Source organism: Streptococcus mitis (assembly GCF_946190325.1).
Lineage (GTDB): Bacteria > Bacillota > Bacilli > Lactobacillales > Streptococcaceae > Streptococcus > Streptococcus mitis_CF.
In genome coordinates, this window is record NZ_CAMHZR010000002.1 from 162,244 (window position 1) to 179,343 (window position 17,100).

Below are 17,100 nucleotides of genomic sequence, written 5' to 3' on the forward strand. Positions count from 1 at the left end.
TCCATAGTTTCCTAACTTCCATTTTTTTATTATAATAGAGGTCAGAGGTAAAAAAATGAAAAAACAAGCTTTTAGTTCTGAACAATATTTGAATCTACAGCGCGACCACATTTTGGAGCGCATTAACCAATTTGACGGCAAGCTCTACTTGGAGTTTGGTGGCAAAATGTTAGAAGATTTTCACGCTGCTCGTGTTCTTCCTGGTTATGAGCCTGACAACAAAATCAAGCTCTTGCAAGAATTGAAAGAGCAAGTCGAGGTTGTCATTGCCATTAACGCTAGCAACATCGAGCATTCTAAAGCACGTGGCGACTTGGGCATTTCTTATGACCAAGAAGTTCTTCGTTTGATTGATAAATTCAATGAATTAGGGATTTTTGTCGGCTCCGTTGTCATTACACAATACGCTGGCCAACCAGCTGCAGATTCCTTCCGCAACCAACTTGAGAAAAACGGAATTGACTCTTATCTTCATTATCCAATCAAAGGATATCCAACGGATATGGATCACATCATTTCTCCAGAAGGCATGGGAAAAAATGACTACATCAAAACCAGTCGCAACTTGATCGTCGTAACTGCTCCTGGACCTGGTTCTGGAAAATTGGCAACTTGTATGTCAAATATGTACCACGACCAAATCAATGGTATCAAGTCTGGTTACGCTAAATTTGAAACCTTTCCAGTTTGGAATCTTCCCCTTCATCACCCAGTCAATTTGGCCTACGAGGCTGCCACAGCTGACCTTGATGATGTCAACATGATTGACCCCTTCCATCTCCAAACCTACGGAGAAACCACTGTCAACTACAACCGTGATATCGAGATTTTCCCAGTGCTCAAGCGCATGTTAGAACGTATCCTTGGTAAATCTCCATACGCTTCTCCGACAGATATGGGTGTCAACATGGTTGGTTTCGCTATTACAGATGATGAAGCTGCTGTCGAAGCTTCTAAACAAGAAATCATCCGCCGCTACTATCAAACTGTTCTTGATTTTAAAGCCGAAAAAGTTGGCGAAGCAGCTGTCAAGAAAATCGAGTTGCTTATGAATGACCTCGGCATCACACCAGCAGACCGTAAGGTTGCGGTTGCTGCACGCCAAAAAGCTGAAGAAACTGGCGGACCAGCCCTAGCCCTTGAATTGCCAACCGGGGAAATTGTCACTGGTAAGAACTCAGAACTCTTTGGTCCTACAGCCGCTGCTCTTATCAACGCCATCAAGAAATCAGCTAACATTGTTAAAGAAGTAAAACTAATCGAACCTGAAGTTGTTAAGCCAATCCAAGGTCTTAAGATCGATCATCTGGGTAGCCGCAATCCACGCCTTCATTCAAATGAAATCCTGATTGCACTTGCTATCACAGCTACGGAAAATCCTGATGCTGCTCGTGCTATGGAAGAACTTGGCAACCTCAAAGGAAGCGAAGCCCACTCAACCATCATCTTGACAGATGAAGACAAGAATGTCCTTCGTAAACTGGGTATCAATGTAACCTTTGACCCTTACTACCAATACGACCGCTTGTATCGTAAATAAAGATTTCAACCTCTCCACTCTCGGAGAGGTTTTCTCTCTGTCCCAGGAGCCAGCTTTATGTTATAATGATAGGAGAAAACTGAAAGGATTTACCATGTCAAAAGAAGTTATTGTTGAAAGTTTTGAACTTGACCACACCATAGTTAAAGCACCCTATGTTCGCTTGATTGGGGAAGAAACAGGGCCAAAGGGAGACATCATCTCCAATTATGATATTCGTTTAGTGCAACCCAATGAAGACTCTATCCCTACTGCTGGCCTTCACACTATCGAGCACCTCTTAGCCAAGCTCATCCGTACCCGCATCGACGGCATGATTGATTGCTCACCATTTGGTTGCCGCACAGGCTTCCACATGATTATGTGGGGGCGCCATACCAGCGCCGAAATTGCAGCTGTTATCAAGGATTCGCTTAAGGAAATCGCTGAAACCACTACTTGGGAAGATGTTCCTGGAACAACCATCGAATCTTGCGGAAACTATAAGGACCACAGCCTCTTTTCTGCTAAAGAATGGGCTAAACTCATCTTAGAACAAGGGATTTCAGACGATGCCTTTGAACGTCATGTCATCTAAACACAAAAAAGGAACCGGCTTTTCAGCTGGCTCCTTCTTTTTTATTCTCAAAACTCTGGCTTAGGCTTTTTCACGAATGACCAAAACACCATCTTCCATATCTGCTTCTAGGTGTTTGGCATCTAAATGATCCAAGTGGAAGTCTGTCACCTTATCACGAATTTCTTGTTCAACCACGCGACGAAGAGGACGAACCCCCATGACTTCGTCATAGCCTTCTTCTGTGATATAGTCTTTAGCAGCTTCGCTCACTGCCAAGTCAATGTCTTTCTTAGAAAGCGTCTTGTTAACTTCAACCAACATCAAGTCCACAATCTTAGAAAGATCTTCTTTGCTCAAGTGTGAGAATTCGATGACTGCATTGAAACGGTTAAGGAATTCTGGACGGAAGTAAGGTTTCAAACGATCCATCAATTCTGGTTTATCCGCATCTTCTGTCAAGTTAGCTTCGTAACCAAAGCCTGCGTTTGAAGTTGCGATAATCACCGTATTCTTGAAGTTGATAGTGTTACCTTGACCATCTGTCAAACGACCATCGTCCAAAACTTGAAGGAGAAGGGTGATGACTTGAGGGTCAGCCTTTTCAATTTCGTCGAGAAGGACGATTGAGTATGGATTGCGACGGACGCGTTCTGTCAAGGTATTGTTGTTGTCATCGTAACCAACATAACCTGCAGTTGTACCAATCAATTTAGATACGGCTGTACGGTCGCTGTATTCTGACATGTCCAAACGGATGATAGCATCTTTCGTTCCGAACATATCAAGAGCCAATTGTTTAGCTAACTCAGTCTTACCAACACCAGTAGGACCTACAAAGAGGAAGCTACCGATTGGACGGTTACCTTCATCAAAACCAGCACGGTTACGACGGATAGCTTTTGCTACTGCTTCAACGGCCTTATCTTGACCAATAACTTTCGTCTGCAAACGATGACCCATATCTTTCAAACGTTCGATGTCCGTAGCCCCCATTTGAGATACTGGAATACCGGTCATTCGTTCTACAGACTCAGCCACATCGTTGACACTTGCAGTCACTTTCATATCTTCTGTATGGTTTTCGATTTTCTTTTCCAATTCTGCAATACGTGTTTTATAGTTTAGAGCTGCTTCAAAATCTTCTGCCTCAACTGCTTTTTCTTGCTTGTCTTTTTCTGCCTCAATTTCACGTTCAACAGCATGCACATCTGTTACTGGATGCTGAGCTGCCAAGTGAGCTGCCGTAACATCGACAAGGTCGATAGCCTTATCTGGCAAGCTACGTTGAGGAATGTATTGTACAGAATAATCCACTGCTGCTTTCAAGACTTCATCTGGCAAGATGACATTGTGGTGTTGTTGATAGAGATCACGAATTCCTTGAAGAATTTTAAAAGTATCCTCTGCTGAAGGAGCATTGACCTTGACTTCGTTGAAACGACGAGCAAGAGCTGCATTCTTCAAGATGGTGTTACGGTATTCATCCTGAGTCGTTGCCCCAATCACTGTCAATTCTCCACGAGAGAGGGCTGGCTTGAGAATGTCCGCAAGCCCTTTAGAACCACTGTCACCTCCAGTAGATCCAGCACCAAGGATTTGGTGAATTTCATCAAAGAAGAGGATAATATTTCCCGCTTCTTTGACCTCATTGACTAAGTTTTGAACGTTTTCTTCAAAACTACCGCGGTATTGAGTCCCAGCCTCAAGGCCTGAGATATCAATGGAAATAATTTCCTTATTCTTAATAGCAGCTGGAACATCACCGTTCACAATGGCTTGTGCTAGGCCTTCGACAACTGCTGTCTTACCAACACCTGCGTCTCCGACTAAAACAGGATTGTTCTTGGTACGGCGTGAGAGGATTTCAGATGTTTCTTGAATTTCCTTGTTTCGTCCGATAACAGGATCCAGCTTGCCCTCACGCGCTTCTGCAGTCAAGTTTCGACCTAGTTTTGCAAGGACACCGTCTTGTTTCATACCTGAAGCCTGTTGTTTCATTTGTCCATCAGCTTCTGCATTTCCTGGTAATTGACCAGTTGCACGATAGTGAGCAAATTCCTCAGGTGTCACTTCACGTCCATTAATCAAGTAGCGACGGTTTTCAGAACTGTATCCTCGCATACCACCCATCAATTGGTTAAATAAATCATCCATGTTGTTAAAACTATTAAAGTTGTTGTTCATATTCTTTACCTCTTTTTGTTATTTATTATTACTGATATTGACTATCTTTGACCTTTGTTTTAAAAAATTTAGACTAGCTAAATCGCTACTCTACGTACTATTTCTGGTTTTTCTTTTTCAAGCAGGAGTAGACTATCTTTACTTCTGAAGATTTCTAGATTAAACATAGACAGATGCACCTCTTTCTATTTTACTTTAAATAAGTGCTACAGTAAGGCTTTTATTTACCTTACGTTCATAATATACTACATTAGTCAAAAAAGGTCAAGAGATTTGACTTTAATTGACCAATATTTTTTACAAAAAGAAGAACTAGCTTTTAACTAGTCCTTCTTTGTATTATTTTATATAATCTTAGCTCAACGCATCCAAGGCATCATCCATTGAAAGAACTTCGTGGAATACACGTTGTGTCAATTCAGTTTTTTGTTCTGGAGTGAGGTATTTAGTGTTTACACAGTATCCAGAGATACGTACGATAACATCTTCACCTGACATAATCTTTTCGTAAACATCGTTCAAGTCCATAACGTTCAAGTTAACGTGTTGTCCACCGTTTTCGAAGTAACCATCAAGGATTGTTACCAAGTTATCAACTTGTTCGTCACGAGTCTTACCAAGAGCGCGAGGTGATACTTGTGTAGTCAATGAGATACCATCAGCTGCATAACTAAAGTCAAGGCTAGAAAGTGAGTTCAAGTTTTGCAACCATCCACCTTTAGCTTTATTAGATGGGTTAGCACCTGGTGAGAAGAATTCAAGTTTAGACAAGTTCACAGAACCATCTTCGTTGAGGTATACACCTTTGTGGACTGGTGAGTTACCAGTTTGTTTAGAGTAAGCAACGTTAGATGTGATTGTCAAAAGTGATACTGTAGCTTCTGCGTCTTTGTAAAGTTTGTGGCTACGTAGACGAGTTGTGTAAGCTTCGATCAACCATTCTGCCAATTCGTTTGAACGTGGGTCGTCTTCACCCCAACGTGGGTATTCACCGATTGTTTCGTAATCGTAGATGTAGCCATTTTCATCACGGATTGGTTTAACTGTAGCGTACTTGATAGCTGACAATGTATCAACTGTGTTGGCAAATCCACAGATACCGAATCCCATGTTGGCACGTTGTTTAGTTGGTAAGAAGGCCATTTGAACAGCTTCATAGTTGTACTTATCAGTCATGTAGTGGATGATGTTCAAAGCATCTACGTAAGTGTCAGTCAACCAGTCAAGAGATTTCTCAAAGTTAGCTTTAACTGATTCAAATTCAAGAACTTCGTCACGGATTGGTTCGATGTCAAATACTTTGTAATCTTTGTGAACATCGTCGTAACCACCGTTCAAACCAGTAAGAAGGGCTTTCAATACGTTTACACGCGCACCGAAGTACTGGATGTTGTGGCGTTGTTCTTCATTTTCTGGGTCAAGTGGAGACACACAGCATGAGATACAGCTCATTTCACCATACCCGTCTTTAGCCATTGTTGTTACACCTTCGTATTGGATAGAAGAGTGTTTGTGACTCATGTGCATACAGTAGCGACGGAAGTTGTATGGCAATTTGTCAGTCCAAAGAACTGTCAAGTTTGGTTCTGGTGAGTTACCGATGTTGTCAAGAGTGTTCAAGAAACGGTAGTCCATCTTAGTAACACGGTGACGACCGTCGTTACCCATACCAGCCATAGAAGTTGTGATGAATGTTGGGTCACCTGAGTACAATTGGTCGTAAGCTTTTGTACGAGCAAATTTAACTGTACGAAGTTTCATAACGAAATCATCAACAAATTCTTGGATTTCTGATTCAGTAAATGTACCACGAGCAAGGTCACGTTCTGCAAAGATGTCCAATACGATTGGTACACGTCCAAGAGATGTTGCAGCACCGTTGATAACACGGCAGACAGACATGAAGGCGATATTAACCCATTGGATTGCTTCTTTAACGTTCATCGCTGGTTTGCGAACGTCAACTCCGTAAAGATCACCCAAGCGAACAACTTGTTGCAATGCTTGGTATTGAAGATTGATTTCTTCACGAAGACGGATTGTTTCTTCATCGATTTCTTCGATTGCATTCCAGTCGTTTACTTTTTCTTGCATCAAGTAGTCTGCACCGTAAAGAGCAAGACGTGCGTAAACACCGATGATACGTCCGCGTGAGTATGCATCTGGAAGACCAGTTACAGTGTGAGCGTGACGAGCACGACGGATGTTTGAAGTGTAAGCACGGAAGATACCGTCGTTAACTGTTGTTACGTATTTAGTGAAGATTTCGTGAACAGCTGGGTCTGGTTCGTATCCATTTTCTTTCAAAGTAGTTTCAGCCATACGGATACCACCTTTTGGCATGAAGTTCAATTTGAAGAGTTCGTCATTTTGGATACCAAAGATAACTTCGTTTTCTTTATCGATAAATCCAGCAGGAATATCAGCGATAGAAGTTGGACGAGTGTCCATTGGGAAACGAGTTTCTTCGTAGTGAGCCTTAGTTTCTTCTACAATTTTTTTGATGTGAAGTGAACGTTCTGTTGGTCCTGCAAGGAAGCTTTCGTCTCCGTCATAAGGTGTGTAGTTAGCTTGTACGAAGCGTGATACACTTGCTTTTTCTTTCCAATCTACGCCTTTGAAGCCTTCCCAAGCTTTATCAAAAATATCTTGTGCTTCAACAACTGTCTTAACAACCATGTTAATGTCCTCTTTTTTCTTTCTAGTAACAGTCATCTGTTACATTCATGAGACAAGTATACCATACAGTAACCGATTTCAACAAGTGATAAATCCCTATTTTTACACTTTCTTTTCTAAAACAGTCTATATTTTATCCCAAACTGTATTATATTTTTGAAAAAATTAAAGCCTTTTTTCTTTTTTTCAGAAAAAAGGGTATAATAAAAGAAAATAAGCGGTAAAAAGGGGGCTAGGCATGTTGATTTTTCCTTTATTAAATGATTTGTCAAGAAAAATCATCCATATTGACATGGATGCCTTTTTTGCTGCAGTGGAAATTAGAGATAATCCTAAACTTAGAGGAAAACCTGTCATTATTGGAAGCGACCCCCGGCAAACAGGTGGGCGTGGTGTCGTTTCCACTTGTAGCTATGAGGCGCGAGCTTTTGGTGTCCATTCTGCTATGAGCTCTAAAGAAGCCTATGAGCGTTGTCCCCAGGCCGTCTTTATCTCAGGGAATTATGAAAAATACAAGACTGTGGGCCTCCAGATTCGAGCTATCTTTAAGCGTTATACAGATTTGATTGAACCCATGAGCATTGACGAAGCCTATTTAGATGTGACAGAAAATAAACTCGGTATCAAGTCAGCGGTCAAAATTGCTCGTCTCATTCAAGAGGATATCTGGCAGGAACTACACCTGACTGCTTCCGCAGGCGTCTCCTACAACAAATTCTTAGCTAAAATGGCCAGCGATTATCAAAAGCCACATGGTCTGACAGTGATTTTACCTGACCAGGCTGAGGATTTCCTCAAACAAATGGATATTTCCAAGTTTCATGGAGTAGGAAAAAAGACGGTGGAAAGACTTCATCAAATGGGTGTTTTTACCGGCGCTGATCTACTTGAAGTCCCTGAAGTGACCCTAATAGACCGTTTTGGCAGACTGGGCTATGACCTGTATCGAAAGGCTCGTGGTATCCACAATTCCCCGGTCAAATCCAATCGCATCCGTAAATCAATCGGCAAGGAAAAAACCTACGGGAAGATTCTCCGTGCTGAGGAAGATATCAAAAAAGAGCTAACTCTCCTATCAGAAAGAGTCGCTCTCAATCTCAGTCAGCAAGAAAAAGCTGGTAAAATTGTCATTTTGAAAATCCGATACGAAGACTTTTCAACTCTGACTAAACGAAAAAGTCTGGATCAAAAAACGCAGGATGCTAGTCAGATCAGCCAAATAGCCCTGCAACTCTATGAAGAGTTAGACGAGAAAGAAAGAGGTGTCCGCCTGTTGGGGATTACCATGACTGGATTTTAAAACCTTGAAGAGCTGACTCTTCAAGGCTTTTCTTATACAAATAAACGAACAAAGCTATAAAGTAGCAAGATACTACCAAGCACGATACGGTATTTACCAAAAAGGGTAAAGTCGTGTTTTTTCACATAGCTGGTCAAGAAACGAATAGCGACCATGCTGACTGCGAAAGCGACTCCCATGGCAACCAAGAGCAAGAACAATTGACCGAAGTCCAATAGTTGTCCTGCTTTTACAAATTTAAAAATCTTTAAGGCGCTAGCTCCAAACATAACTGGAATTCCAAGATAAAAGGTAAATTCTGTCACAACAGAACGACTGGTTCCATTTAACAAACCACCGACAATCGTTGCCCCAGAACGACTGGTTCCTGGTAAAAGGGCAAGAACTTGGAAGAGTCCGATATAGAAAGCTGTTGTATAAGGGAGCTTGTCCAACTCTGTTACACTTGGCTCGATAGCACGCGCTTTATTGCGCTTTTCCAAATAGATAAAGGCAATCCCATAGATAATCAACATAAGAGCAACTGAAACCATGTTATGGAAGTGGGTATCAAACCAATCATCAAATTTAAAGACGGCAAGTAAAGGCAAAGTGGCAACCAAGACCTTCAACCACAGTCTCCAAGTCTTACGAACTTCCTGCTTGTCCTTAGTCGGTTTGAAAGGATTGAGCTTGTTAAAGTAAATCACCATAACCGCTAAAATCGCACCCAGCTGAATCACGACATTAAACATAGACATAAAGGCTTCATTCTGATTTTGGTATTGGATAAACTCCTCTGCTAAAATCAAGTGACCTGTACTGGAAATCGGCAGCCATTCCGTAATTCCTTCAACAATACCAAAGAAGATAGATTTTAAAATTTCAATAAGATACATAGATTACTCCTTTTTCTATCTTCCATTATAGCATATTTTTTAAGTCTGTGACAGTTCTCTTTAAAAGGCACCGATACTGCCACCACCTCCGCCTCCAGAGAAGCCACCGCCAGAACTTCCACTTCCAGAAGATACGGAGTAGGTACTTGCTGTATTTGCGACACTAGCATAATGGCTCATTTGCGCGCTTGAATGATAAAACATACTGTGCCAGCCATAAGCTACATAGAGGTTGATATCTGGATTTTCTACTTGTATCTGATGAACCTTCATCAAATGACTAACCTTGTCCGCATAGCCAAATAAGGTCGCATAAACTAAGAGGCGATTCCAGACCACAATACTTTCCAGTTCAGCCTGATTCAATCGTGCAATCTCACGCAACATATTTTCAAAACTGGTCCAGAGATAGTAGACTTCTGCTCCTGCTTCATTTAGGACACCATCACGATTATCTAGTCGAAGCTTCCAATAATAGAAAACAGCCAAAACTAAACCTAGAAAACCAAGTATTGGCAAGGGGATGTAAAGATATCCATAAACGTCCAAACTGTACAAGAACAAACCAAATCCGATAAATAGGGGCAAGATAGTGGAAATCCCCATCCCCACTTGTAAAATCTTTTCTCCACCAGTCAAGGGACGATAATAATCTGGAAGCCCCCAGAAGGCAACTCGATTTCTCACTCCTTCTTGCATCTGGTTCAATACTTCTTCAAAAGAAGATTTGAGTTGAAGCCCTCTTGCTTGAATCCGTTTTTCATCAGAGACTTTTGCTCTACGATAAAGACTATCAGATACCTTGTAATTCGCAAACAAATTGGAAAGAGTTTCTTCTTTTTTTCCTGAAAAAGCCAGATTTAGACAGTCTTTCTCAAAGTTTGACAAACCATCTTCTTTTACTAGCCTCAAACCAACTGCATCTCCTTCTGAAATGATAGAGACATTTCCACGGTCTATCACATCTAGCAATGTAGCTTGAATAAGTTGATCAAAGGTAAATTTTCCAGCTCCCTTGACCAAGGGACTCACTTCCTCCAAGGAGGTAGAGTAGACAGCCTCTGATAAAACCATAGGCTCTAATTCCATTGGTGGTTCATAGATACGATGATTTTTGGCATATTTGACCGAAGGAGTGGTCTTTCTTCTATAAATAAGATAGGAGCAGACACTTAATAACAAGGAGATAGAAAGTATCAAAGGGAAGACCCAGGTAACGAGTTGTTTACTTTGCTCTTTTTCTTTAAAAATCGAGTCTTCTATCTTATTAAACTCTTCTAAACGATTCCCCTTCAATCCCTGATCCCTAGCGCTAGCAAAATCAGTTCGAGGCCAGTAGGCATGCAATTCAACTCCACGCTTAGCCGGAAGATTGTCTAAACGGATAGTATAATCAAGGTTACTCTTTTCAATCGTTCCCTCTCTAAAAAGTTTCCCTGTATGGAAAAAGAGTTTTTCAGCCCCCTTGTCTCCCCTTACATGAAATTCAAACTTTCCAATAGCCCCTGAACTATCTGTCAGAGGTTGCCAATTTAATTCAGCAATATCATCATATAGGAAAAGCAAATTCTTTAAATTCCAGACGAGGTCAACTTCAACTGTGTCGCCTTCTTGACCTGGATTATAAACTTTAACAGTATAACCATCTGCTCCTTCTATCACTTCGCTAGTAACATCTGTCAGTTCAGCACCGTTTTTCGCGGCCTGAACCTTTGGATGAGGATCAATGTCAAATCCGCTAGGCATCTTGCCAGCACGTCCAAGTCCCACGATTTGGCCCTTAAAGTCCTCCTCAAACTGATAAACTATCTTCTGTCTAAATTCCGCCGTATTGTCTGCATGAATATACAAATCCCCTTGGTAAGAGTTTATCTTAAAATCAATGGCAAAAACAGAAAGTGGAAGAAAGCAAAACAAGCCTAAGACCAGTAAGAAAAAAGTTTTTTTCATCAACTAAGCCCCCTTTTTATCTTTACTATCATTATATCATTTTTTCTCAAGTAAGGGCTTACCTATATTGAAAAATAGAGTTTTTTTCGATAAAATAGGAGACAGTTATTTTTTAATAGATTAGAAATAGGAGAAATCATGAGAAAAATATACTTATCTATTTTCACAAGTCTCTTGCTGATGCTGGGACTTGTCAATGTTGCCCAAGCCGATGAATATTTACGCATCGGGATGGAAGCAGCATATGCTCCCTTTAACTGGACTCAGGATGATGATAGCAATGGGGCTGTCAAAATCGATGGGACTAACCAGTATGCTAACGGATACGATGTTCAAATCGCCAAGAAAATCGCTAAGGACTTAGGTAAAGAACCTTTGGTTGTTAAAACAAAGTGGGAAGGTCTAGTTCCTGCCCTTACTTCTGGTAAGATTGACATGATTATCGCAGGTATGAGTCCTACTGCCGAACGCAAACAAGAAATTGCATTTTCAAGCAGTTACTACACTAGCGAACCAGTTTTGCTTGTCAAAAAAGATTCTACTTATGCAAACGCAAAATCTTTGGATGACTTTAACGGTGCAAAAATCACTTCTCAACAAGGTGTCTATCTTTATGACTTGATTGGTCAAATCCCAGGTGCTAAAAAAGAAACTGCCATGGGAGACTTCGCTCAAATGCGCCAAGCTCTTGAGGCTGGTGTCATCGATGCCTATGTTTCTGAACGTCCAGAAGCTCTGACTGCCGAAGCTGCTAACTCTAAGTTCAAGATGGTTCAAGTAGAACCAGGTTTCAAAACTGGAGAAGAAGATACAGCTATCGCCATCGGACTTCGTAAAGATGACAACCGTATTAGCCAAATCAATGCCAGCATTGAAACTATTTCAAAAGATGACCAAGTTGCCTTGATGGATCGTATGATCAAGGAACAACCTGCCGAAGCTACAACAACTGAAGAGACTAGCAGTAGTTTCTTTAGCCAAGTCGCTAAAATTCTTTCTGAAAACTGGCAACAACTTTTGCGTGGTGCTGGTGTCACTCTTTTAATCTCTATCGTCGGAACCATCACAGGTCTCATTATTGGACTTGCCATTGGTGTTTTCCGTACTGCTCCTCTATCTGAGAATAAAGCCATTTATGGCCTACAAAAACTAGTCGGCTGGATCCTCAACGTCTACATTGAAATTTTCCGTGGTACTCCAATGATCGTTCAATCGATGGTTATCTACTATGGAACTGCCCAAGCTTTCGGTATCAACCTTGACCGTACACTGGCTGCTATCTTCATCGTTTCAATCAACACCGGAGCCTACATGACTGAAATCGTCCGTGGTGGTATCCTAGCAGTTGACAAGGGACAATTTGAAGCCGCTACTGCCCTTGGTATGACCCATAACCAAACCATGCGTAAAATTGTCCTACCTCAGGTTGTCCGTAACATCCTACCAGCAACTGGTAATGAATTTGTCATCAATATCAAAGATACATCTGTATTGAACGTTATCTCTGTTGTCGAACTTTATTTCTCAGGAAATACAGTGGCAACACAAACCTATCAATACTTCCAGACATTTACAATCATCGCCGTGATTTACTTTGTCCTCACCTTCACCGTAACACGTATCCTACGCTTCATCGAACGCCGCATGGACATGGATACCTATACTACAGGTGCTAACCAAATGCAAACGGAGGATTTGAAATAATGACACAAGCAATCCTTGAAATTAAACACCTCAAAAAATCCTATGGACAAAACGAAGTGCTAAAAGACATTTCACTCACTGTCCACAAGGGAGAGGTAATCTCTATCATCGGAAGCTCTGGAAGCGGAAAATCAACCTTCCTACGCTCCATTAACCTCCTTGAAACGCCAACTGATGGACAAATCCTTTATCATGGACAAAACGTCCTCGAAAAAGGCTATGACCTCACGCAATACCGTGAAAAGTTGGGGATGGTGTTCCAATCCTTTAACCTCTTTGAAAATCTCAACGTTCTTGAAAACACAATTGTCGCTCAGACAACTGTCCTTAAACGCGAACGTACAGAAGCTGAAAAGATTGCCAAAGAAAACCTGGAAAAGGTCGGCATGGGAGAACGCTACTGGCAAGCGAAACCAAAACAACTCTCAGGTGGTCAAAAACAACGTGTGGCCATCGCTCGTGCCCTCTCCATGAATCCGGACGCCATTCTCTTTGATGAACCAACATCAGCTCTCGATCCAGAAATGGTTGGAGAAGTCCTCAAAATCATGCAAGATCTGGCTCAGGAAGGCTTGACTATGATTGTCGTAACCCACGAAATGGAATTCGCCCGTGATGTCTCTCACCGTGTTATCTTTATGGATAAGGGTGTGATTGCTGAAGAAGGCAAACCAGAAGACCTCTTCACCAATCCTAAAGAAGACCGTACAAAAGAGTTCCTTCAACGTTATCTCAAATAAAAAGAAAAGGCTGCATCAACCGTGCAGTCTTTTTACTAGCCAAAAAATGAAAAGGCAGACCCTATTCAAGAATCCGCCACTATCCAAAGATTAATCTTCAAATTTTTCATAATTTTTTTCATAGAAATCAATTAAACCTAGAGCTGTTTCAAATGAAATATTTTTTACTTTTGCACGACCCTGCGCTAGAGCAATGATAGACATTTCACGCGCATTCGTTTCTTTAGAGATACGGTAGCCTGTGATTTTCTTATCACGAACCCAGCCAACAACTGATTCTACTTTTTCAAAGTTTGACTTAGCCATGTCCTTCTCCTATTTTCTTCTTTACGATATTTAATTGTATACGTTTTTATGTGTTTTGTCAATAAAAAAACATATATTCAATAAAATTAATGATTTGTTTTTTTGTTACTATCTTATTAAAGCCGATAATATATAGGTTTTCGCTTACTATAAACCATTAGCAAATACCTTTAAAATAATTGTATTATTAAATCTTTTGTTTGTAAAAATATTCATGATTTACAACTACCAGTTCGGGATAGATTAGACAGGTCTTATATTCAACTTTATTCTATTTATCCACTTAAAATCAAAATTTCCAATAGCAGAAGCATCTAAATCCACACTATTCTAACTATTCTTCCCCTTCTCCTTCTTTGATTTTCTTCCTGCCTTTATAAGCACTTTTCACTTGCTCAACTGGTACTAATTATTTACTTTATCAAGATTCCTTTTTGTTTCTTTAAACCAATAAAAAGATTGGTAATTAAGAAACAATAGTATCTATCTTTCAATATTTTCTACTGTTTTTATCTTCTTAATATCTCATCACTCTTCTCAGTCAGTTCAATATAAGGTTTCTCATTAGTATTGATTATTTTTTCTAATTCCTATTATATTTAGCCAAATCATAGATTAGCCATATATAAAATATTGGATTTCAAAAATACTCCTTATATATAACAAGTAATTTTACTCCCTTACTATAAACCAAATCAAAAAACATAGGTACTATAATGACTTGTGATAGAAATAGCCTAATCGATTTCCTAAGTCCATAGGAATCGCCCCCTTTCTTCACCCTCATTATAGCACCTATACATCAGTTGTGCAAATAATATGATATTTTTTATTAGTCCTCAGACAAGCATATTATAGAGCGTTTCATTACCATTTAAGTTAATATAAGATGGATCAAAACCTTCCATTCGACGAATCAAGCCTGCATAATCATGCTTATCTGCCAAGGCAATCCCAATCAATACTGGGCCTGTCCCCTTGCTAGCTCGTTTGATATACTCAAAACGTGTGATATCATCATTTGGCCCCAAGATATCATTTACAAACTCACGCAAAGCCCCCGGACGCTGTGGAAAATTAACCACAAAGTAATGCTTGATCCCATCATAAATCAAGGCACGCTCTTCCATTTCCGGCATACGGTTGATATCATTATTTCCTCCAGAAATGATACAACAAATGGTTTTCCCCTTGATATATTCAGCTAAAACCTCTAAAGAGGCGATACTAGCCGCTCCAGCAGGTTCTGCGACAATCCCTTGCTTAGAGTAAAGGTCAATCAAGGTTTCAGAAATCAATCCCTCATCGACACCTACTAAGGTTTGAACATATTGACGAGTTGCTTCATAGGTCAATTGACCTACCTTTTGTACAGCAATCCCATCTGCAAATTTGTCAATTTCTTTGAGTTTGACTGGTCCACCAGCTTCAAAGGCAGCCTTCATGGAACGAGCTCCATTAGCCTCTACCCCAATGACTTCAATCTCTGGACTTGTTTCCTTGATATAAGTCGAAACTCCAGCAATAAGACCTCCGCCTCCAACAGGGACTAAAACAGCATCGAAATCAATTGATTCTTTTCGAGCTTCTTCTAAAATCTCATAAGCAACTGTCCCTTGACCAGCTTGAACATGGGCATCATCAAAGGGATCAATAAAGGTACGGTTTTCAGAGAGTGTAAATTCTTGAGCTGCTTTAGCTGAGGCATCAAAGGTATCTCCAACTAGTTTAATGGTTACGAAATCCCCACCAAAAAAGCGAACTTGTCCAATTTTTTGTTGCGGAGTAGTAATTGGCATGAAAATAGTTGCAGGAATCTTCATTTCATTGCAAGTATAGGCAACTCCCTGCGCATGATTCCCCGCAGAAGCGCAGACTACCCCACGCTCACGTTCTTCCTTGCTGAGCTGGGAAATGGCATAATAGGCACCACGAATTTTAAAAGAGCGAACACGTTGGGCATTTTCTTTTTTCAAATAAATCTTAGCACCATACTTCTCCGATAAATAATGGTCGTAATCCAGCGGTGTATTCACAACCACACCATTCAAGACCTTATGAGCCTTGATGATATCTTTTGAACTTAACATCTTTTTCTCCTAGACTATTTCATACTTATCTCAATCCATCTTCTTAAAAGAAAGCTGAATTGATTATAAAAGCGAGTTAGTCCCCCAACTCGCCTTCACCTTAATTTCTATCAATTAGTTATAGATTTTGAATGCATCATCGTCGTTTTTACCAACGAATGGCATTGCTTTACGCAATTCTGCACCAACTTTTTCAATTTCAAGGTTAGCTGCTTGTTCACGGTAAGCAGTCAATTTTGGACGTCCAGCTTTATAGTCATTTACAAAGTCATTTGCAAATTTACCATTTTGGATATCTGCCAAGACAGCTTTCATGTTTTCTTTAACTTGCTCAGTAATCACACGTGGACCTGATACATAGTCACCGTACTCAGCAGTGTTTGAAATAGATTGACGCATTTTCTTGAATCCACCTTCATAGATCAAGTCAACAATCAATTTCATTTCGTGAAGAACTTCAAAGTAAGCCAATTCTGGAGCGTATCCTGCTTCTGTCAAGACTTCGAAACCTGCTTCGATAAGTGCAGTCAAACCACCACAAAGTACAGCTTGTTCACCAAACAAATCTTCTTCAGTTTCTTCTTTGTATGTTGTTTCAAGAAGACCTACACGGGCAGCTCCAACACCTTTACACCAGTCCATAGCAATGTTTTTCGCATTTCCTGTTGCATCTTGGTATACTGCGTAAAGAGCTGGTACACCAAATCCTTCTTCGTAAGTACGGCGTACCAAATGTCCTGGTCCTTTAGGAGCACACATGAAGACATCTACATCTGCAGGAACTTTGATAAATTCAAAGTGGATGTTGAAACCGTGAGCAAATCCAACTGCGTTTCCAGCTTCCAAGTTTGGAGCGATTTCTGCTTCGTACAATTCTTGTTGGATTTCGTCTGGTGCCAAAATCATGATAACGTCAGCTAATTTAGTTGCTTCTGCTACTGTGTAAGTATCAAATCCATCTTCTTTTGCTTTGTCAAAAGATTTACCTGGACGTACACCGATGATAACATCACGACCTGAATCACGCAAGTTTTGTGCATGCGCATGTCCTTGCGAACCATAACCGATAACAGCGATTTTTTTACCGTCAAGTGCTGCTACTTTAACATCTTTTTCGTATTCCATTTGAACTGCCATAGTTTTTCTCTCTTTTCTATTATTCATTGCCTT

The 17,100-nt window shown here is 40.5% G+C and carries 12 protein-coding genes; 5 read left to right on the forward strand and 7 right to left on the reverse strand.

Annotation, left to right across the window (positions count from 1 at the left end; genetic code table 11):
- Nucleotides 1–55: 55 nt before the first annotated feature.
- Nucleotides 56–1,540 carry a DUF1846 domain-containing protein gene (locus N8M95_RS03715; RefSeq protein ID WP_064276711.1) on the forward strand — a complete coding sequence of 495 codons (1,485 nt, stop codon included), beginning with the start codon at nt 56–58 and terminating at the stop codon, nt 1,538–1,540.
- A gap of 94 nt (nt 1,541–1,634) precedes the next feature.
- Complete coding sequence (locus N8M95_RS03720) at nt 1,635–2,117, forward strand: S-ribosylhomocysteine lyase (RefSeq protein WP_000032547.1); 483 nt, start codon at nt 1,635–1,637, stop codon at nt 2,115–2,117.
- 60 nt (nt 2,118–2,177) lie between these two features.
- Here N8M95_RS03720 and N8M95_RS03725 read toward each other — a convergent pair whose 3' ends face one another.
- Both N8M95_RS03725 and pflB read right to left on the reverse strand, forming a co-directional pair.
- Complete coding sequence (locus N8M95_RS03725) at nt 2,178–4,283, reverse strand: ATP-dependent Clp protease ATP-binding subunit (RefSeq protein WP_261116648.1); 2,106 nt, start codon at nt 4,281–4,283, stop codon at nt 2,178–2,180.
- A 354-nt stretch (nt 4,284–4,637) separates the two neighbouring features.
- Entirely contained in the window at nt 4,638–6,962 is a 2,325-nt protein-coding gene (gene pflB, locus N8M95_RS03730) for a formate C-acetyltransferase (RefSeq protein WP_000260631.1), read from the reverse strand.
- 238 nt (nt 6,963–7,200) lie between these two features.
- Between pflB and dinB the strand changes: the two genes are divergently transcribed.
- Nucleotides 7,201–8,262, forward strand: a complete 1,062-nt coding sequence (dinB, locus tag N8M95_RS03735) for a DNA polymerase IV (RefSeq protein ID WP_261116649.1) — start codon at nt 7,201–7,203, stop codon at nt 8,260–8,262.
- A gap of 32 nt (nt 8,263–8,294) precedes the next feature.
- Here dinB and N8M95_RS03740 read toward each other — a convergent pair whose 3' ends face one another.
- Nucleotides 8,295–9,140: an undecaprenyl-diphosphate phosphatase gene (locus N8M95_RS03740; protein ID WP_000280775.1), complete on the reverse strand. Its 846-nt coding sequence runs from the start codon at nt 9,138–9,140 to the stop codon at nt 8,295–8,297.
- Between the two features lie 60 nt (nt 9,141–9,200).
- Nucleotides 9,201–11,090, reverse strand: a complete 1,890-nt coding sequence (locus N8M95_RS03745; protein ID WP_261116650.1) for a DUF2207 domain-containing protein — start codon at nt 11,088–11,090, stop codon at nt 9,201–9,203.
- A gap of 138 nt (nt 11,091–11,228) precedes the next feature.
- Here N8M95_RS03745 and N8M95_RS03750 point away from each other — a divergent pair, with 138 nt between their 5' ends.
- Both N8M95_RS03750 and N8M95_RS03755 read left to right on the forward strand, forming a co-directional pair.
- The gene (locus N8M95_RS03750) at nt 11,229–12,794 is read left to right on the forward strand and encodes an ABC transporter substrate-binding protein/permease (protein WP_020901541.1); all 1,566 of its coding nucleotides are present in this window, start codon (nt 11,229–11,231) and stop codon (nt 12,792–12,794) included.
- Nucleotides 12,794–13,534 carry an amino acid ABC transporter ATP-binding protein gene (locus N8M95_RS03755; RefSeq protein ID WP_000189477.1) on the forward strand — a complete coding sequence of 247 codons (741 nt, stop codon included), beginning with the start codon at nt 12,794–12,796 and terminating at the stop codon, nt 13,532–13,534. The genes N8M95_RS03750 and N8M95_RS03755 overlap by 1 nt, the downstream gene beginning before the upstream one ends.
- Nucleotides 13,535–13,624: 90 nt before the next feature.
- Here the strand turns inward: N8M95_RS03755 and N8M95_RS03760 are convergent, their stop codons facing one another.
- The 3 genes from N8M95_RS03760 to ilvC form a co-directional block, all read right to left on the reverse strand.
- Nucleotides 13,625–13,840, reverse strand: a complete 216-nt coding sequence (locus N8M95_RS03760) for a capsule biosynthesis transcriptional regulator (RefSeq protein ID WP_001130038.1) — start codon at nt 13,838–13,840, stop codon at nt 13,625–13,627.
- Nucleotides 13,841–14,679: 839 nt separating this feature from the next.
- Entirely contained in the window at nt 14,680–15,930 is a 1,251-nt protein-coding gene (gene ilvA, locus N8M95_RS03765; RefSeq protein ID WP_049487446.1) for a threonine ammonia-lyase IlvA, read from the reverse strand.
- A gap of 114 nt (nt 15,931–16,044) precedes the next feature.
- Nucleotides 16,045–17,067, reverse strand: coding sequence for a ketol-acid reductoisomerase (ilvC, locus tag N8M95_RS03770; RefSeq protein ID WP_000290683.1), 1,023 nt, complete (start codon nt 17,065–17,067; stop codon nt 16,045–16,047).
- Nucleotides 17,068–17,100 lie beyond the last annotated feature (33 nt).